We start from the raw sequence: 19,990 nt of genomic DNA, 5'->3' as shown, positions 1-19,990 counted from the left end.
TTAAACTTATTTTGCAATGGATACTTTAGTCCCGTTGGTTAGGTTCACCAGCCCGCCCGATACAACCTGCATGCCTTTGTCGAGTCCTGCAGTAACCTCTATACGGGTTTCATTTCCTCCGCCTGTCTGAATATTACGGATTTTTGCCGCCCCGTTCTCGATCACATATACCTGCGGTTTTATAGATGATCCGATTAAGGCTGATCTTGGAATTGTAAGGGCCTGGTCCGAGACTGTGCTCTGCAGTGAAACAGTGCCGTACATACCCGATCTTAATAAAGACTTGGCATTAGGGACAAGGATTCGTATCATGAAATTATGCGAAGCATCTGCTTTTGATGCAATCAGGTCAACCTTTCCCTGAAAAGAGATTCCGGGATGCACATCGGTACTGATTGAAATACTCTGCCCTGATCTGAATTGGGAAACGCTCTTCTCAGGAACATTAATTTCAAGTTTTACAGAGCTGATATCTATTAAAGCAGCCATTTCCATACTTGGCGACACTATAGCCCCCAGGTCAAAATTACGGGTAGTGATAATACCGCTGAAGGGCGCCCTTATGGTATGCTGGTTCAACTGCTTTTTCATTTGGTCGATCTCGGCCTTAGAGGTCAAAACATCTGTTTTGGCATTGTCTATCTGTAGCTGTGTAACCCCTGATACGGCCTGCTGATAACGTCTCAGGACATTGGAAGCTTTATCATAACTAGCTTGTGCAGACTGCAGCTGGGCACGGATAAGATCATTGTCCAGCTGGGCGATGACCTGCCCGGCCTGTATATGGGATCCTTCTTCTACATTTACTTTAACCACTTTTCCTGATATCTCCGAGCCGACAATCACTTCCCTGTTTGGACTGAATGACCCCGTAAAAGAGTTTGTAAGGTCAAAACGGCCGGATTTTACTGTATCGGCCTGAACAATTACAGCCGTATTCACATCGGGGTGGTATACTTTTGAAACTACTTCTTTTTTATTATTAATAAGCTTGAAAACCACTGCGGCAAGCATGCCCCCTGCAATCACTACTGTAATAATTAATTTGGTTGATCTGTTCATTTTTATATTTATTTTAATGCTTCTAGTTTAAAATTTATATGCCTGTCCCTATCAAGGCAGGAGTTTTCCTTTTGCTTTTTTAAGGTCCAGTTCAGCCTGCTTAATGTTGATAAGCGCCGTTACGTAATTGTTTTGTGCTGTCTGCTGGTCACTGGTGGTATTAATCACATCACTTACTTTTACAAGCCCGCTTTGATACTGTACATTGATATCATTCATTACTTTCTGTGCCAGGGCTAGATTTCTTTTTTGGTTTTGATACGTAATGAGGTTACTGTTTAAATCTGCCAGTGCATTAGCCGCATCCTTCTCATTCTGCTGCAGGGTCTGCTTGGTCTGTACCTCTAATTTGCTGATTTCTATCTCTTTTTGTTTCGCCTGATACTTTATGCTGAAGCCGTCAAAAACAGGTACTTTTAATTTCACGCCCAAAGTAGAGCTTGGATAGAATTTGTCGTTTATATTCTTAAAAGGGCTGAAATCATTATAATAGCCGTTTACACCATAATTGGCAAAAAACGAAAGTGTAGGCAGGTAGCCTGCTTTAATATTTTTATACTCCAGTTCGGAAACTTTTTTGTTCTGCACCAGCTGCAGGTAATTGGTTTTCTGCGCCGCATCAAAGTCATTCAATGATGCTGAAATCAATTCTTCATCCTTAAATGGATAAACTCTCACCACTTGGTCCAGCGGCATATTCATTAAAACTTTCAGCAGGTTATAGTACTTTTCCTTGCTGTTTTGAAGTCCGGCAAGGTCTGCTTTGGTATTATCACGGGTTACAGTAAGCCGGTCCACATCTGTCTCTGTGGCAAGCCCTGCTGCCAGCTGATCCATACTGCTTTTTAATAGCGCTTCCGTGTTCTGCAGGCTGAGCCCTGTTAATTCTTCCTGTTTTAAAAGCGACTGGATATTGTAATAAGTAGCCGCCACATTATACACCAGATCTTCCTGGCTGCTTTTAATCTGAAGCTGATTGCCCGCCACAAGAAGTTTTGCCGCCTTTAAGGCTATCACTGCAGAAGCATTAAAAAGGGTTTGGGAAAGCTCTGCAGTAGCCGATGTATTCTGGGCTACACCCAGCTGGGCAGCGGAATAAGTCCCGGCCTGCCCCCCGAATGTTTCTCCCGGCAGCACCGAAGTCTGCACCTTAGGGGAATATTGATAACTTCCGTTGAGATTAATACTGGGAAGCAGTGCACTGTACGCCTGCTTTATGGAGGCATTTGTTTTATCCAGGTCCAGGGCATCTGCTTTTAATTGAAGACTCTCTCTGAGTGCTGTGGCTGTACACTGCTCAAGGGTATAAGTCTCCTGAGCCTGCAGGCTTCCGCTTATCACTATCGTAGATAAGATAGTCCAGTAGAAGATGTAAATCTTGTGTTTCATACTATTTTAATCTTTATTTATTGGGTTTATTAGGTTCGACTTTTTTGTTCGACTTTTTTGTCGAATTATGTATAAAAAATTTTTGCCTCTTCTTACAGGTCAAATGTAATATTCGACTTTTTTGTTCGACTTTTTTGTCGAATACAGAGCAAAAAAATATTACGGCAGAAATGCCGTTTCAACAAACTTAAGCAGGTATTCCCTGCGTTCATTCATCAGATTAATATAAGCTTCATCAGTGAGCTTCATAAAGGTTTTTATCGCTCCCATACCGGCAAATGGGAACATACACATTGACATTAAAGAAATAAATATCTGCTCCGGATTTCCTTTAAGCTCTCCATTAGCGCAGGCTTTTTGAATGGCGCTCATCAAATAACTTGGAAGGTCCTTATCATCACTGTCTCTTGCCATGAGCATAAGTTCAGGATTTTCATTAAATTCATTAAGCATAAATAAATCTATTTCGGGTGTTTGTATCGCACTTTCAATATATCCTCCTACAAACTGTTTCATAATGTCAATAACCGGCCTGTCCAGATCACCATAATTGGTAACTCTGGAACCTATCGCTGAGAAAAAATCTTTTAAAACCTCTGAGAACAAATTCTCTTTGCTGTGGAAATAATAATGCAGGGCAGTACGCCCGATTTTAGCCTCATCTGCAATCTCCTTTAATCGTGTCCCGGCAAAACCTCTTTTTACAAATATCTTTTTTGCCGCAATTTTGATCAGCGTCTTGGTATCTGAAGCAGATTCATCATATAACATAGTGTTCGACTTTTTTGTTCGACACAAATGTCGAATATTAATTTAACTCTGCAAACTTTTATGTCAAATTTATGAAAATTTTAAATCTATATCGATTTCAAAAAGTTTTTTAATTTCAAACAAAACAATTAATACACTAATAAACAAGCAATTAAAATTTAAATTCTGCAGATAAATACAAAATAATACTTTAAGGTTAATCTTATCCTAAACAAAGGCAATATTTAAGAGAAAAGTATAATTTTGTCACATTTGATAATCAAATCTATGAAAAAGAAACTCTGGCTCAATGCTTTCCTTATATCTCCGATAATTGCTTTATATGCGGCAAGCCCGGCATATTTTGTAGATAATCTCAGTTTAAGCTTCTCCCTTCTTTTCTTTGCTATTATTACCGTTGCCACCCTTATACTGTGGGCAGCCCATATCTATTTAGCATTAAACCTTCCTCATCTGCATCTGATATGGAAATTCTTAATTGCCCATGCTGTCATTTTTTTAACAAGATTGCTTTCCCAGGCTATGCTGCCTTTTGAGGATCTTTCCAGATACTCTATAGAAAATCAGCATCTCGTCTACAGTATTTTCATCTCGCTGCTTCCCAATGCCGTTATTATGATCTTATGCCGGACTATAGTGGCTGATTTTAAAAGAAACGCTGCCGAAAAAGAAGTTCAGGAACTCAGGCTTCAGAACAGTGAGGCTCAGAAACTGGTTTTAGCACAGCAGCTCCAGCCTCATTTTTTGTTCAATGCTCTGGGGGTTTTAAAGTCGCTCATCTCTACAAATGAGAAAAAAGCAGTTGAATATACCATACGTTTGTCCCATTTTCTACAGTATTCTATTCATTCCCAAAAAGAAGATGTAGTAATTCTGGAAAAAGAACTGGAATTTGTGAGGGACTATATTGCCCTGCAGGAAGTACGCTTTGAGGATGCCTTCTCCTGCAGCATTGATATACCGCCGGCAGTTTTCCACCACAAAATTCCCATATTTGCTTTACAGACACTCGTTGAGAATATTTTCAAGCACAATCATTTTACAAAGAAAAGGCCCCTGCATTTTTCAATCACCTATCTTGAGGATAATTTAATGGTAAGCAATATTAAAATCCCGGCAAAACATGTCGAACAAAACCATACCGGACTCTCAAACCTCAATAACCGGTACCTGCTTATAACCGATAAAGAAATAATAATAAATCAGACCGAGGATAATTTCACAGTCATAATTCCGACCATATCATAGATGAAAATTATAATAATTGAAGATGAGAAACCCCTGGCAGAAGATCTCTCAAGAACAATCTTATCTATTATACCAGAAGCGGTTATTAAAGCCGTAATACCATCGGTGGAAGAAGGTATCGAATACCTGTCCAAATCACCCGATATTGACCTGATCTTTTCCGATATCAAACTCGGCGACGGATTAAGCTTTGATATATTCAAAGAAGTCGACAATAAGGTTCCCGTTATATTCTGTACGGCATTCAACCAGTATACCCTTGAAGCTTTTGATTCGATGGGCATCGATTATATTATAAAACCGTTCTCTAACGAGGCCGTTGCAAAAGCTCTTCAGAAATTTAAATTATTACAGCCTAAAGCCCCTGTTGACTTTGCTAAAATAATCAGCACCTTTAAAACACAGTCAATGCCTTCTGTTATTGTTTATCAGGGGGAAAAAATCATCCCAATATCAGGAAATAACATTGCCTTGTTCTACATTCAGGACAATGCCGTTATTGCCTATACTTTTGATAAAAAAACCTGGGTTCTGGGGCCAAAACTAGATATCCTGGAGCAGAAATTTTTTCCTTTTTTCTACAGGGCCAACCGCCAGTTTCTAATTAACCGCAAAGCTGTCAATTCAGCCTCACAGTATTTTCACCGCAAAATAATACTGACTTTAAACATTGATTTTCCCGAAAAAATACTCGTAGGGAAAGAAAAAGTTACAGACTTTCTGGAATGGCTTTCCCAAAATTGATGCATTTTATTTTTTTGTCCACTTTATATGCCTTTCTGTCCACTTCATTTAAAATATCCTTAAAACTTAGTAATGCTTTTTCATTTTTGCTGTAAAACACAGTAATAAATGAAAACATTTTTAATAAGGCATTTTGCATTAGCTGCGATGCTTTTCTCTTCCGCTGTGGCAATGGCCCAGAAATACACCATAAGCGGAACCATAAAAGATAAAAATAACGGTGAGTTCATGATAGGAGCTGCTGTGCAGATAGCGGAAAATCCTGCTGCTGGAGCGATAACCAATGAATACGGTTTCTATTCCCTCTCAATGCCGGAGGGAGAGTATACCATACTCTGCAGTTACGCAGGGTTCGACCAGCAGCAGAAGTCCGTTACCCTGAATAAAAATATCCGTCTGGACTGGCTTTTGGACACCCCAAGGACAAATGCACTGGATGAAGTGGTAGTGGGTTCTGTAAAAAAAGACAAGAATCTCTCTCAGGCCCAGATGGGTATTGAAACCCTAAACATTAAAAAAATAGAAAAACTGCCGGTGCTCTTCGGAGAAAAGGATGTAATGAAAACCATCCAGCTGCTTCCCGGCATTAAAAGCAATGGCGAAGGCAGCAGCGGTTTCAGCGTCAGGGGCGGCGCCGCTGACCAGAATTTAATTTTACTTGATGAGGCCCCCGTTTATAATGCTTCCCACCTTTTGGGATTCTTCAGCACTTTCAATAGTGATGCCTTAAAAGATGCCAGTATCATAAAAGGAAACAGCCCCTCACAATATGGGGGGCGGCTTTCCTCGGTTATGGACGTGAAGATGAAAGATGGGAACAATCAGGACTACAATGTAACGGGAGGTATCGGACTTATCAGCAGCAGACTGAGCGTAGAAGGCCCTATCCAAAAAGACAAGTCCTCTTTTATAATATCAGGCAGAAGGACTTATGCTGATTTATTTCTTAGGGGCAGCGAAGATTTCAAAGACAGCAAACTCTACTTCTATGACCTTAATATCAAAGCCAACTACCAGATCAACAGCAATAACCGCATCTATCTCTCGGGTTATTTCGGACGTGATGTACTGGGACTGGGAAGTACATTTGGCACCGATTGGGGAAATACAACAGCGACCCTTAGATGGAACAGTATTCTCAGCAGGCAGCTCTTTTCAAATACTTCACTCATATACAGCAATTACGATTATAAATTAAATTTTGAAAGTGCAGGCAGTAATCTGGGGCTTAATTCCCAAATTAAAGATTATAACCTCAAACAGGATTTTTCATGGTTTGCCAGCAGCAAACATTCCCTTAGATTTGGGCTTCAGTCCATATATCACGGCATAACACCCAGCAAGTCTTCAGGTACCAGTGTGGACAGCTACCCTAAAAAAACCAGGTACTCATGGGAAAATGCCTTATATATTAATGACGATTTCAAAGCCTCCGAGCAGCTGACTCTCAATTACGGATTAAGGCTTTCTGCATTTACGATCATCGGCGGGGATACCTATAATATTTATCAGAACGGCGAGCTTACCGGCAGCAGGGATCTTGAGAAAGGCACTCTGGGCAAAACATACCTTAATCTGGAACCGCGTCTGACAGCCAATTACCGTATTGATGAACTCAGCAGTGTAAAGGCCGGATATTCCCGAAATACACAAAACCTGCATTTATTAAGCAACAGCAGCTCGGGCAGTCCTTCGGATCAGTGGATTGGAAGCAGTTATACAGTAAAACCTGAAATTGCTGATCAGTTCAGTGTGGGGTACAGCAGAAACTTCTCCGATAACAACTACGAGATAAATACTGAGGTGTATTATAAGGATATGCAGAATCAGATTGATTATAAAAATGGGGCAGAAATCACTTTTGATGCAGGAAAAGATGTCGAAAGCGAACTGCTTTTTGGTAAAGGAAGGGCTTACGGTGTCGAACTTATTGCAAAAAAGAAAAGCGGAAAATTAACCGGATGGGTATCCTATACTTTATCAAAAACAGAGCGGAAGATAGACGGTATTAATAACGATAAATGGTATAATACACGTCTGGATAAAACCCATGACCTCTCAGTAGTAGCCACCTATACCCTTAATCCTAAATGGTCTTTGTCCGGACTCTTTGTTTACAGCACCGGAAATGCCGTGACCTTTCCTACCGGAAAATACGAACTTAACGGACAGACGGTTTTTCAATACAGCAGCCGTAATGCAGACAGGATGCCGGATTATCACAGAATGGACCTGAGCGCTACCTACGAACCAAATAAAAAAAAGCGATTCCACGGCTCTTGGACTTTTGGCCTCTACAATGTTTACGGTCGTGAGAATGCATACACCATAACTTTTGAAGACAATCCTGATAAGCCCGGCACGACCCGTGCCATGCAGACATCACTCTTTAGATGGGTGCCAAACGTAACTTATAACTTCAAATTTTAAAAATGAAAAATATACTTTTTATACTATTCTGCGCCTTTCTTTTCAGCAGCTGTGAAAAAGAAATAGATCTGCAGCTCGATGACAAAAGCGGCACCATTGTCATTGAAGGAAATATCACAGACCAGCAGGGACCTTACTATGTCCGTATCACCAGATCGGTGGCTTTTACCGAAGATAACCAATACCCTGCAATTACTGATGCTGTAGTAACCATTAGTGATAATACCGGACAGAGTGAAACGCTTCAGTACGAAGGAGACGGGCGCTACAAGACAAGCAGTCTGGTTTCAAGCCCGGGTAATACCTATACGCTCAATGTACTCATTGACGGGGTAAATTACTCCGCACAAAGCACAATGCCCTCCCCTGTTACCCTCGACGGCCTGATTCAGGACTCCATTACCATAGCAGGTGAAACCACTTATAATATCCTGCCTGTTTATACCGATCCCTCTTTTCTGGGCAACCGTTATCTGTTCATTTTGACCATTGACGGCAAAACAGATAAAACCCTTCAGGTATTTTCTGATAATATCAACAACGGTATGGTAAACCAAAGAACTATAATGCCGTCCCTGGACGACGATGACGAAATTGTACCTGGTGATATTATAAATGTAGAGATGCAGTGTATCGATCAAAATATATATACCTATTACAGTGCCCTGATCCAAATCTCCGGCGGCGGCGGCCCGGGAGGCAGTGTGACCCCCGCAAATCCGCCAAGTAATATAAACAACGGGGCGTTAGGTTATTTTTCTGCCCATACCACTGCTTCCAAAAGCATGGTAATTCAATAAAACAGCATGAGAGACAGTAGAATTTACAGCAATAGTTTAATGAAAAGGTGGAGCATCATGGCTTTCTTTAAATTCATAACTATCTCTTTTGCCTTATTTGGATTTACATGGATCTATAATCTGTGTTCCTATGAATATGCCGCTTATTATTACAGTGAAGGTTTTTATCAAAATTCCCCGGATGATACCTCTTATGGGAAACAAAAAATAATCAGGCTTCAGGATACAATACTGCAGCGTTATACAGGCATATTTGTACTTGACACAGACTCCTCACAGCGGATTGTTATTTCACTTAAAAACAACCGGCTCTCTATAGCAAATAACAATTGGAACAAAATAATTCTTCCCGGCAGCGAGACCTTATTTTTTGAGAATTCAGAAGTACAAAACAGCTACAACTTTGTACTTAATCCAAAAACTAAGTCATATGACCTGATTATCACTTGCGCCGGGATAAAATTCAAAATGAGAAAACTGCAGTAAAAAAAGGGCTTTTAAATTATAAGCACCACACCTCTGACAATTCAAAAATTAGATTCAAAAAATACCACAGCACCAAAAATGCCTGTCAAATAATACAATACCCGCCATGGATTATCCAAAAACAAAAATCAATCTTATAATTCTGTTCTGTTTTATTATATTCAATGTGAAAGCACAGAACGATTCCATAACCAAGTTAGAAGCAGCCAACAAGTTAACGGCAACTGAAATTTTTCTAAGCCAGCCTGCCTTCAGTACTTATAAAGACAATTACTTCTCCACCGGCACCACCTTAAGGGAGCCGCCCTCCTCGGATAATTCCGATGCCAAGTTTCAAATCAGCATTAAATACAGGCTGTCTAAAAACCCTGTATTTGACAACGTATACGGCTTTTTGACCTATACTCAAAAAGCATTCTGGGACATTTACAAAGAATCGTTTCCTTTCAGGGATATTAATTTTAATCCGGGTATAGGCATGATAAGGCCTTTTATGACTAAAAAAGGCAGACTTGGGTATTATTCCTTAATGGTAGAACACGAATCCAATGGTAAAGACAGTCTTTCTTCCAGAAGCTGGAATTTTGTATCGCTGAACTGGAGCGAGGAAATCAGCCGCAGAGTACTTCTGGAAGCTAAAATTGTCCTCCCTTTCGGCTCTAAATCAGACAATCCCGATCTTTTAAAATATATTGGATACAGTGATCTGGGATTAACCTATATATTCAAACCCCAGAGGCTCTATGCCAAAATCAACCTTAAGACCGGTGCTTCCTGGTCATGGAAAGGCTCTATAGAAACCCAATTGATTATGAAGCCCAAGGAATCTTCCAACTTATACCTGATGCTGCAGGGATTTCACGGCTATGGGGAGAGTCTTCTGCAGTACGATAAAAAAGTAAGCATGATCAGGGCAGGGATTATAATTAAACCCAATTTCATGAATTTCTTCTAAAAACAAACCTCAATCAGGCCAAATACTTCATTTTAAGGCCTGCAGCAGCTAAAAATGGGTTTCTGTCCACTTTAAACATTATTTGTCCAGTTCGCATTCAATACAGTTTCATACCTGATCCCAGATGAACATTTTTGCAGTATAAAATTTCAAATTATGAACGCAAAAAAAATTATTATCAGCCTTAGTGCTATAGCCCTTATGAGTTTTCAAACTGCTGCCTATGATCCTAATACCTTAATTGGAAACTGGAAAGGTGAAGGTGAACCGGGTATTTCTGTAGAATTTTATTTAGCCACTGACGGCGCATATTACGGAAAACTAAATGACAAAACCGATAAAAATTACGGAAAAATTGTCTTTAAGAAAATTATATACAACCCGAAAGAAAAGAACTTCACAGGAACCCTTATCCCGGCCGACAAAGATATTACCCTTAGTGTAACGGTGAGCTTTGAAAGCAGCAGCAGGATAAAAGTGATCGCTAAAAAATTCCTGATAACAAGAGTGGTTTATTTTTCAAAAACAAAGCAGTCATGAAAAAAATCATTTTAATTCTAATACTGCTTATAGTGTCCCATACCCGTGCACAGGAAAAATTTACGGACCTGGACGGCCTTTTAGTATATGCTTCCAAAAACAGTTTAACGCTGCAGAGCAATACTATTAAGCTCACAAAGGCAAAAAAGGCAAAACTTGCCGCTGTTATAAGTATATTGGATCCCACAGGCACTCAGACTTTAACCTTTAAAAATAACACCAAACTGGGAGTAACATTATTTCCCGATGAAAACAATCCTGGAAAATATAATGAAATAAAGCTTGGACAGCAGTATAATACTTCCATTGATCAGACTTTAGACATCAAACTGATCAACTTTGAGGGCTGGGAAAGACTCAAACTGGCTAAAATTAATATTGACCTGACCAGCTCAAATTCAATGATAACATTAAAAGAGCTTCAGGAAAACATTGCCGCCAATTATTACAATATTGTTTCGCTGCAGGCGCAGAAAGTAAGTGCAGTGCAGAATCAGGCTGTAGCAGATACACTCTATCAGATCGCCTCAAATAAATACCTTCAGGGACAGGTGAAACAGCAGGATATAAATGATTCTAAGTCTGCTTTTCTAAATGCACAGGAAAACACCAATCAGATTCAATACCTTATTGAACAGAATTATTTAAGCCTGAAAATACTCTGCGACATTCCCGAAGAAAAAGAAATTATAATAGAGAACAAAAAAGAGGATTTTTCAGAACTTTTTGTACCCACAGTAGAAGAAAACAAACTCAATGTCGAGAATTCAATGCTGCAGGAAAAATATGCCCTGAGGTCCTTGAAACAGATAAAAAGATCCATACTGCCAAGTTTGTCATTTATAACCAATTCTTCTTCACAGCAGTACAATGATGCTTTTAAACTCTTTGAAGGAACCTGGTATAAAAGCAGTTATATGGGGCTTAAACTCTCTATGCCGTTTCCTGACTATACGATGACCTCTAAAAAGTATAATGCGAAATATGAATATGAGCTGGCAAAAAATTCTTCTCAGCAGGCTGAAATCAAATCTGCTTTGGAAGTTAAAAAACTGGAAAACGAATACAGTAAAAATAAATCCCAGTTTCTGTCCAATAAAGAGGTTTTTGCCCTGAGAAAAGATACCTATGCAAAAAACAAGAATCTGTACGCTGAGGGACTGCAGTCTCTGGAAAATACTTTAAACAGTTATAATTCAATGGTAAACGCAGAATACAGCCTTATCTCATCACGAATCAATGTTGACTTAACACTTGCAAAAATTGACATCAATAATAAAATCAGATAATATGAAAAAGTCTTTAATCATTATTGTTTTATCGCTGCTGGCAGCATCCTGCGGAAAAAAAACAGCCGAAACCAAACCTATTAGAAAAGATGTTACCGAATCCGTTTTTGCATCGGGTATACTCGAAGCAAAAGGTACTTATGATTTAACAGCCCAGTCAGACGGTTATTTATTAAATATAAATTTTGAACAGGGAGATTTAATTTACAAGGGGCAGATACTGGCAGAGCTTGACAACAGGGAAAGTGATTTCAATACGCAGAGTGCAAGTGATTTGTTCCGGATTTCACAGTTCAATATGTCCTCAAATGCTCCGGCACTGGTACAGGCACAGAGCGCTATTACTCTTGCGAAACAAAAATTGGAATTGGATTCCCTGCAGGAACACCGCTACAAATCACTTTCAGAGAGAAACAGCATTGCTAAAGTAGATTATGAAAATGTACTCTATACCTACAATACTTCCAAAAGTAATTATCAGACGGCAGTCGAGAATTACAAAAAATTAAAACAGGAAGCCCAGCAGCAGCTCATTACAAACAAAGCTGCCAAGGAAATAAATAAAATTATTTTAAGTAAAAATGAAATCAAGGCTGTCGTTCCTGGAAGGGTGTATAAAAAATTAAAACAGCAGGGCGACTTTGTAAAAAAAGGGGATGTTATTGCTACTATTGGCGATGCTGATACTATTTATGCAAAAGTAAATATTGATGAGACCAATATTTCTAAAATAAAAATCGGACAGCATGCTGTTGTCCAGCTCAACATCAATAAAAGTAAAAACTACAGGGGTGTGGTCTCTGAGATTTACTCGTCCTTTGATGATGCCACACAGTCTTTTATCTGTAAAATTTATTTTGAAGATAATATAGGCTTTAATATTGTCAATACCCAGCTTCAGGCAAATATTATTATTGGGGTTCAGAAAAATGCCCTGCTGATCCCAAGAAACTACCTTGACTTTTCTAACTACGTCCAAATTAAGGGACAAAAAGAAAAAACGAAAGTAGTCACTAATTTCATCAGCAATGACTGGGTTCAGGTTCTCTCGGGCATTGACCAGAACACCACTTTAATAACCGAAAACCTTCCGGAGAACAATATCAAGACTTCAGAAGCAGGTTCTCAATTAAAATAAACGTGTTATGAAAAACATCAATTACGACATTGCCCTCACCCATATTCTTACCCGAAAAAAGCAGACTTTAGTAGCTGCTCTGGGAGTAACCATAGGGGTAGCTATTTATCTTTTCATGAATTCCCTGGGTTCGGGATTTAATAAATACGGGACAGCGGAAATATTCAAAAATAATGCGCATATTAAAATTTATAAAAAAGATGAAACAAGCAGCGTCCTGAGCAGCGATAAATCCACTTTAAATGTTATTGTAAATCCGCAGGTAACAACCTTATCCAAAACAATAATCAATCCCCAGTCCCTGCTCAATACTGTCAGGAAAGAACCCTATATCACAAATGCAATTGAAGTTGTGGATGTCTCTGTTTTTTACAACAAAGGCAAAACCCAGCTCAAAGGCACAAGTGACGGCGTCAATATGGTTGAGTATGCCCAGATGTACAATACCAGTGCCTATATGCTGGCCGGGGATGTAAAAAATTTAAAACAGAATTTAAACGGGATCATTATAGGCAAAGGCATAGCTGAAAAATTCAGTTTAAATATGGATGATAACATTACAGTCACCTCTTCCTATGGTGTGAGTAAAGTCCTTAAAGTTGTTGGGATTTTCAGTATGGGAAATAGTCTGACTGACGATTCAAAATCATTTATGAATATCAGCACTGCCCAGCAGTTTTTAAAAGAAGGATCTTCTTACGTCACCACTATTTATGCCAATACAGTCAATTCGGATAATTCAACCCAGTACGCTCAAAAATTACAGGCGCTGACCCCTTATACGGTTGAAGACTGGAAAACCAGCAATGCTGACATATTAAGCAGTGATGTGACCAGAAAAACACTTATGACTTCCATTTCCCTTTCCATTCTTCTTGTTGCGGCATTCGGGATATACAATATCCTGAGTGCTACAATAACCCAGAAAATAAATGACATTGCCATCTTAAAAGCTTTAGGGTTTAAAGGAAAAGATGTTATTCGGATTTTTATAACAGAAGCCGTTATAATGGGCATAATAGGCAACTTTTTAGGATTGTGTTTTGGAGGTGCTTTAATCTATGTCTTATCACATATTCAGCTCAGCGGAACAAATTCCACCTTCCCGATTTACTTTGAAGCAAAGCTTTTTGCCCAGAGTTTTCTGCTGGGATTAATTATCACAATCTGCGCCGGTTATTTCCCGGCAAAAAAAGCAGCCAATGTAGACCCGGTATCAATTTTTAGAAAATAAAGTGATGGATAACAAAGAACTGGTGCTCAGCACAAACAATTTAGGCAAATACTTTTATGAACCTTCCAAATTCAAAGTATTAAATGATATAAGCATTCAGGCCTATAAAGGCGAGTTTCTGACCTTAGTAGGGAAAAGCGGTTCAGGAAAGTCCACCCTTCTCTACTGCCTCAGCACAATGGATACTGATTACGACGGTGAACTTCATATTTTGGGAAATAAAATTACAGGGAAAAAACCCGATGAACTCGCTGCAATCAGAAACAGGCATATCGGATTTGTCTTTCAGTTCCATTACCTGCTGCCCGAATTTACATGCCTGAAAAATATCATGATCCCGGCCCTGAAACTGGGAACGTACAGTTATAAGGAAATTGAAGAAAAAGCATATCAGAAACTGGAAGCTTTAGGATTGAAAGATCTGGCATTAAAACAGGCTTCTAAACTCAGCGGCGGCCAGCAGCAGAGAGTATCAATAGCCCGAGCACTGATAAACGACCCCGCAATAATAATGTGTGACGAACCGACGGGGAATCTGGACAGCAAGAATACGCAGATTGTATATGATATTTTCAAGCAGCTCTCCCATGAGACACACCAGACCATAATTGCAGTTACCCATGATAATGATTTTGCCAAAGCAAGCGACAGGACAATTGAACTCGAAGACGGACATATAACAAACCATCGAAAACTCTTATTTGATTAGATAACTTATAAAGAAACCGCGATATATACCTAAAGATGATAAATGTAAAAGTGAATTTAAAATACTGCTCTTTTAAGTAAAAATTATTTCCTGATTCATATATAAAACCCTCTTACACCACATAAATCTAAAATCCATATGCCTAATTTAATAACTGCGCTGCTCTCTGAAAAGAAAGCCATGATGATACTGAGCCTGCTCTCAGCACAACTGATTTTTTCACAAAAAATATACGAATACAATTCCCCTGGAGCAAACTGCTACAGCCAGTACTTATTTAAAGAAAATACACCGCTTCCAAAAGGGGTGCTGGTTATAGATGCAAAGGGAGCAGATTTAAAAGCGTATAATGAAAGCAACCCGTATTTAAACTCAGGTCTCTTCAAAGATTATAACTTTTTATATATCAACATCTTAAGCAAAGAAAACGAAATTCCTTTAAACTGCTACAACGTAATCATTTACACCGTAGCCTATATTCATGATGTTAATGAATCGGTTTTCTTTTTGGTCAGTGCCTCAGGCCTGACAAATCCGGATGCTCCTTTTTTCATTAAAAACAGCAGCTACCCCTTTAACATTATCAATAATAGCCAAAGCAGTTTAGAAAAATTAAAAACCGAACTCGATGCTGCACTGATCAGCAAAGCTTACAAAAACCCTAAGGTTTATACCAGTGAAGAGATTCAGGCAAAAAAAATGTTAAACTATAAACGAAATTTTGATGCCTCATTCTTTTATTCCCCTTTAGTTTTTTTTGGGCCAAAACTAAATAGTACCAGTGATGTTGTGGGGACTTACGGCCTTAGTTTTAGAAAATCTCTCTCATCACAAACTGCAGTGCTACTTAATTTTAATATGGGATCTAAAAAACCGGACAAGAGCGCTATTATGCAGCAGGTTCAATCCAATCAAAAAGGAAACATCTATTCCTTTGTTTTGTTTGGAGGGGAACTGATGTTCCGATATTATGACAATCCTGATAAACCTTTACGATTGTTTACCTCCTTTGGCTTTGGGATGTATTCCATGACCAATATCCGCATAAAAATAAAATCAACAGGGGTATCGGCAAAAACAAACGAAAACAGCTATTATACACCTGTTTTGGATGCGGGACTCGAATACCGCCTTTCTCCTGTTGTAAAAGTCAACGGTTCTGTACCCCTGCGTTATTTCATTAATAAATCAGACAACAGCGTAAACACATTCGCTATGGGAATAAATTTAGGGATTTCGGCAACAATCAACCCTGGTTCCCTAGGCAGTTCAGGTAAAAAAAAGAATTGAATTTTTAAACATTAGGTTCTGCCGCGTCTTTGGGGTATTAATACGGCTAAATAGTTATCCGGTTATTATTAGGATAGCGCCCCTTAGAAGTCTATTAAATAATTGCTGAAACTTAAACAAAAAATTATTTATAGCTGCGGCAGAATTCTAATATTGCTGATTTTTAATATTTTGTCTGATGGCAAAATATTAATTCATTAGCTGCATAAAAAAGCTGATTGGGTTTCTTAAAAAAGATCAGCTGTGTTGATTTTGTTAAAATTTTGATGCTCACTCGGTCCCTATCTACTGTAATTCGCCTATTATCTCGTGCATACTTCATAGAATTAATCTTCTAAACGCTTATTATTCTTACTTAATAACACAAAGCCCGGGCATTCGTCTATAACTTTGCGTATTGCGTCGATTTTAAAACGCTGTATTTTAGATGATTGCTTATTTTAACAGCGGATTAAAATAAAGCCTGTAATTTTCTATATCAGCCCGTTTGACTTTTCTCTAATTAAAAGTTTTCTCAGTAAATAACTTTGACAGTCATATGAAAATGAAATTTAAAAGCAGCAAGAATTTAGACACAGCACCTGTAATTCAGATTTTTAAACAGAAAATTAACCTCAGGCAGAGCCCTTATACCTGTAAAGGCCCCGTCACAAATATCAGAAGAGTATTAATTTGCTGCACCAGCAGAAAACTTGGAAACCTTTTATTTATCACTCCGCTTCTGCAGGAAGTTACCGCAACATATCCCAGATGTAAAATTGACCTTTTTGTAAAAGGAAACCTGGCATCCGAAATATTTAGAAACTACAACAATATAGATCAAATTATCCAGCTTCCTAAAAAGCCTTTCACGCAGCCTTTTCGATATCTGAAATTCTGGCTGCTGATCAGGCAGAGAGATTATGATCTGGCGATTAATGCGGATAAAAAATCTCTTTCAGGAAGATTAGCCGTTAAATTTGCACATTCTAGATTTAAGTTTTTTGGCAATTCATTAAGTGAATCTATAGCGCAGATATATTTTGATTTTAAGCATGCAGCCAAAGCTCCTGTTTATGATTTTCGGTTTGCCATAACTGAGGAAAATATTTTCGATTTGACTGATCGAGTTCCGTATCTTGACCTAAAACTGGATCTTTCAGAATTATCTAACGGACGCAGAATTCTGAGCAAAATTGTACCGGAAGGAAAAAAAGTAATCAGTTTATTTACCTATGGAGATAAAAGCCTTTCCTCTGAATGGTGGGAAGAATTTTATGAAAAAATACGGCTTAATTTCTCCGATTATACTGTTATTGAAATCCTTCCCTTTGAAAATGTTTCAAAAATAGGATTTAAAGCTATGGCATTTTACAGTCACGACATTAGGGAGATGGGATCAGTAATTGCCAATACATCTGTTTTTATTGGGGCTGACAGTGGAATAATGCACTTGGCGAGTGCTGCCAGAGTCCCCGTTATTGGCTTGTTCAATCTTACAGATCCTCTAAAATACGGACCTTATAACAGTAACAGCATCCCTGTTGAAACATCTGATAACAATGTGGATGATATAATTGAGATATTAGAAACAATACTTCTTTATCGCCTGCAGAAAAAATAAGAGTTATTGTTCTTTTGGCCTCAAACGGCTTTATAAGCAGCATTTTTAATGGCGTATTTATTCTGGCTATGAAAACAAAAACAGTCATCACAAGGATGACTGTCAAAATTATTCTGAAAATTTATCTGTTATTTTGCAAAATTAAATTTTCCGTTATTATTTTTCCAGGATTCTTTCCCGGCAATCGTTTCAATAACATCCCAGTGTTCAGCTATTTTCCCATTCTCTACTCTGAATAAGTCATAGAAAGAAGTGTACAGTCCTCCAAATGAACCTTCACTGACAGTCAGTACAAAATTACCTTCCCCTAAAACTTTGTGGATTTTATCATATTTCATGGTAATGCCTTGTGATGCTAAATACTGCAGCGCCTTGCCAAGGCCTGAAAGCTGGTCTGCAATCTGCGGATTATGCTGAATGTAGTTATCTCCATCAAAATACCCGGCTAGTTTCTCCATTTTTCCATTAACTAAAATATCATTTACAAAAGCTTCAACAAGGGCCTTATTAGCATTTGTGCTTTCTGCATTTTTTACTTCTGCCGGACCGTCAGTCATTGTATGCCCGCTGGGATTAGGCTTAGCCGTTTCTTGGAGATTATCCCAATGCTCCACTATTTTACCATCTTCAAATCTGAAAATATCAAATCCGATTTTAGGCCCAAAAAAATTATAATCCGTATGGGCAAACACGAAATTTCCATCCTCAAATACACGAACGGTATTCACCTTTGCAGAATTTGGAGGAAGTGCCTGTAATAATGCCCCAAATCCGGCCAGCCCGTCAGCAGCACCCAGATTGTGCTGAATATATTTATTTGGATTAATATATCCCGCCGGTTCGGCTGCACCGGTTTCAATGCTTTTTAAAAGTGCTGTTACTTTTTCCTTATTTGAAATTTCCATATTATTTGTTTTTTTAGTGTTCGTCCCTTTTTTCTTTTGTGCGTTCCCCCCTGTTACAGAAGCTGTCAGGATCAGCAGTGTAATAAATGTTTTTTTCATAATCATAAAATTTGTTTTGATAAGGGCAAAGTTAGCGGGGCACTAGAGCTGAGAAAAGGTAGAAATAAGCTTTTATGTGATACTTTTCGACAGTGCTTAAATAAAAAGCATGTCTAAAGATACTGTATTATTGAGTTACAGCCGTCAGCTGAATTACGGGTTTTATTGAATCCTTTTTTTGATTTAAGTGCGGCGTATCTTAGAAATAGTAAACAAATTGTTTTACTCCCGGCAGTTAGGGGTTAAATAGAAATTATAAAAATATGCCGCCTGTATCTGATGGCTGTAAAATCTCTAAAGGCTGATTTTACTGCGGGAATTAAAAGATTCACGAAATTCAACAGGTGTAACATCATGATGTTTCTTAAAGTATTTTATGAAATTGGTAGGTTCATCAAAACCAAGGTCAAAACCTATTTCTTTTACACTATTTGAAGTATGGGCAAGCAATCGTTTCGCCTCCAGCATTACCCTGTCATCAATGAGCTGTTTAGGGGATTTTCCCAAAACTTTAGATGTGGCCGTATTAAGTCTTCTTTCCGTAACGCTGAGATTTTCAGCATAACTGCTGACCGTTTTCAGCTTCTTATAATTTTGCTGCACCTGATCTTTAAATAATATCACATAATCCAGATCAGCTCCCCTTTTCTCTTCCTCAAGGTTTTGCTCTTTTCGTTCACGCTCCGATAGCAGCAATAAGGTATGAAGCAGGTTTTTTATAATCTCTGACTGCAGAGGACTTCCAGGGTTTAAGAGTTCTGCCTCAATAAGCTTTATGGTCTGTTCAAACATCGGTTTTACATCTTTAAGGCTAATCCGTGACACAGCAAATAAATCATTGAACAAAACATTGCTGCGAAGGTATTTTACATCGGCTTCGGTTCTTATAAAAAAATTTTCAGTGAATAAGATCACTTTGCCGTTGAAGTTCCCCCAATCATCAAATTTATGAACAGTATCCTTATTAAGAAATATAACGGTATCAGGTTCTACCTGAACTGGATTAAAATCCACCAGATGCACAGGATTTCCGCTTTGGAACCATAAGATGTGGTAAAAACCGGTGCGGTGCGGTTTTGTAAGTGTTTCCGAGAACTCCCTGTAAAGCTGGTCCATCTCAATAATTTCAAACTCCTGCGGGAGCCCCGGCTTAAAAGCATAGTTTAAAATTTTAGATTTCATCGGATTATTTTTTACAGACTTCAATAAGCTCTGGACAAATTTAAATAAGGAGGTAATTCTGTTATAAATATAATAGAAAAAGCCTTTAAACAAATGTTCTCAAAGGCTTTTTATTC

The 19,990-nt window shown here is 38.5% G+C and carries 18 protein-coding genes; 13 read left to right on the top strand and 5 right to left on the bottom strand.

Going from position 1 to position 19,990, the window contains the following annotated elements:
- Nucleotides 1–6: 6 nt before the first annotated feature.
- The 3 genes from GWR14_RS01360 to GWR14_RS01350 form a co-directional block, all read right to left on the bottom strand.
- Nucleotides 7–1,062 carry an efflux RND transporter periplasmic adaptor subunit gene (locus tag GWR14_RS01360; RefSeq protein WP_163407156.1) on the bottom strand — a complete coding sequence of 352 codons (1,056 nt, stop codon included), beginning with the start codon at nucleotides 1,060–1,062 and terminating at the stop codon, nucleotides 7–9.
- 51 nt (nucleotides 1,063–1,113) lie between these two features.
- Nucleotides 1,114–2,451 (bottom strand): TolC family protein, encoded by a 1,338-nt coding sequence (locus GWR14_RS01355; RefSeq protein WP_163407155.1) that lies wholly within the window; start codon nucleotides 2,449–2,451, stop codon nucleotides 1,114–1,116.
- A 159-nt stretch (nucleotides 2,452–2,610) separates the two neighbouring features.
- Nucleotides 2,611–3,222 (bottom strand): TetR/AcrR family transcriptional regulator, encoded by a 612-nt coding sequence (locus tag GWR14_RS01350; protein WP_163407154.1) that lies wholly within the window; start codon nucleotides 3,220–3,222, stop codon nucleotides 2,611–2,613.
- Nucleotides 3,223–3,489: 267 nt separating this feature from the next.
- Here GWR14_RS01350 and GWR14_RS01345 point away from each other — a divergent pair, with 267 nt between their 5' ends.
- The 13 genes from GWR14_RS01345 (at nucleotide 3,490) to GWR14_RS01285 (ending at nucleotide 17,688) form a co-directional block, all read left to right on the top strand.
- Nucleotides 3,490–4,470: a sensor histidine kinase gene (locus tag GWR14_RS01345; protein WP_163407153.1), complete on the top strand. Its 981-nt coding sequence runs from the start codon at nucleotides 3,490–3,492 to the stop codon at nucleotides 4,468–4,470.
- A complete protein-coding gene (locus tag GWR14_RS01340; RefSeq protein ID WP_163407152.1) occupies nucleotides 4,471–5,214 on the top strand; it encodes a LytR/AlgR family response regulator transcription factor in 744 nt (247 codons plus the stop codon).
- A 108-nt stretch (nucleotides 5,215–5,322) separates the two neighbouring features.
- Nucleotides 5,323–7,644, top strand: coding sequence for a TonB-dependent receptor (locus tag GWR14_RS01335; RefSeq protein ID WP_163407151.1), 2,322 nt, complete (start codon nucleotides 5,323–5,325; stop codon nucleotides 7,642–7,644).
- Nucleotides 7,645–7,646: 2 nt separating this feature from the next.
- Nucleotides 7,647–8,444 carry a DUF4249 domain-containing protein gene (locus GWR14_RS01330; RefSeq protein ID WP_163407150.1) on the top strand — a complete coding sequence of 266 codons (798 nt, stop codon included), beginning with the start codon at nucleotides 7,647–7,649 and terminating at the stop codon, nucleotides 8,442–8,444.
- A gap of 6 nt (nucleotides 8,445–8,450) precedes the next feature.
- Nucleotides 8,451–8,930, top strand: coding sequence for a hypothetical protein (locus tag GWR14_RS01325; RefSeq protein ID WP_163407149.1), 480 nt, complete (start codon nucleotides 8,451–8,453; stop codon nucleotides 8,928–8,930).
- A 106-nt stretch (nucleotides 8,931–9,036) separates the two neighbouring features.
- On the top strand, nucleotides 9,037–9,885 hold the full coding sequence (locus GWR14_RS01320) for a phospholipase A (RefSeq protein WP_163407148.1): 849 nt from the start codon (nucleotides 9,037–9,039) through the stop codon (nucleotides 9,883–9,885).
- A gap of 156 nt (nucleotides 9,886–10,041) precedes the next feature.
- A complete protein-coding gene (locus tag GWR14_RS01315; RefSeq protein ID WP_163407147.1) occupies nucleotides 10,042–10,425 on the top strand; it encodes a hypothetical protein in 384 nt (127 codons plus the stop codon).
- A complete protein-coding gene (locus GWR14_RS01310) occupies nucleotides 10,422–11,714 on the top strand; it encodes a TolC family protein (RefSeq protein ID WP_163407146.1) in 1,293 nt (430 codons plus the stop codon). Before GWR14_RS01315 ends, GWR14_RS01310 begins: the two co-directional genes overlap by 4 nt.
- Before the next feature lies 1 nt (nucleotide 11,715).
- Nucleotides 11,716–12,852 carry an efflux RND transporter periplasmic adaptor subunit gene (locus GWR14_RS01305; protein ID WP_163407145.1) on the top strand — a complete coding sequence of 379 codons (1,137 nt, stop codon included), beginning with the start codon at nucleotides 11,716–11,718 and terminating at the stop codon, nucleotides 12,850–12,852.
- A gap of 7 nt (nucleotides 12,853–12,859) precedes the next feature.
- On the top strand, nucleotides 12,860–14,086 hold the full coding sequence (locus GWR14_RS01300; RefSeq protein ID WP_163407144.1) for an ABC transporter permease: 1,227 nt from the start codon (nucleotides 12,860–12,862) through the stop codon (nucleotides 14,084–14,086).
- A gap of 4 nt (nucleotides 14,087–14,090) precedes the next feature.
- Nucleotides 14,091–14,795 carry an ABC transporter ATP-binding protein gene (locus GWR14_RS01295; protein WP_163407143.1) on the top strand — a complete coding sequence of 235 codons (705 nt, stop codon included), beginning with the start codon at nucleotides 14,091–14,093 and terminating at the stop codon, nucleotides 14,793–14,795.
- Nucleotides 14,796–14,933: 138 nt separating this feature from the next.
- Nucleotides 14,934–16,085 (top strand): hypothetical protein, encoded by a 1,152-nt coding sequence (locus tag GWR14_RS01290; protein ID WP_163407142.1) that lies wholly within the window; start codon nucleotides 14,934–14,936, stop codon nucleotides 16,083–16,085.
- Nucleotides 16,086–16,629: 544 nt separating this feature from the next.
- On the top strand, nucleotides 16,630–17,688 hold the full coding sequence (locus tag GWR14_RS01285; RefSeq protein ID WP_163407141.1) for a glycosyltransferase family 9 protein: 1,059 nt from the start codon (nucleotides 16,630–16,632) through the stop codon (nucleotides 17,686–17,688).
- A gap of 128 nt (nucleotides 17,689–17,816) precedes the next feature.
- Here GWR14_RS01285 and GWR14_RS01280 read toward each other — a convergent pair whose 3' ends face one another.
- The gene (locus GWR14_RS01280; protein WP_163407140.1) at nucleotides 17,817–18,692 is read right to left on the bottom strand and encodes a nuclear transport factor 2 family protein; all 876 of its coding nucleotides are present in this window, start codon (nucleotides 18,690–18,692) and stop codon (nucleotides 17,817–17,819) included.
- Between the two features lie 294 nt (nucleotides 18,693–18,986).
- Nucleotides 18,987–19,874: an AraC family transcriptional regulator gene (locus tag GWR14_RS01275; RefSeq protein WP_163407139.1), complete on the bottom strand. Its 888-nt coding sequence runs from the start codon at nucleotides 19,872–19,874 to the stop codon at nucleotides 18,987–18,989.
- Nucleotides 19,875–19,990 lie beyond the last annotated feature (116 nt).

Source organism: Flavobacterium ajazii (assembly GCF_010614725.1).
GTDB lineage: Bacteria > Bacteroidota > Bacteroidia > Flavobacteriales > Flavobacteriaceae > Flavobacterium > Flavobacterium ajazii.
Note: the sequence above shows the minus strand (reverse complement) of the source record. Positions and strands in the feature narration are given on the sequence as shown.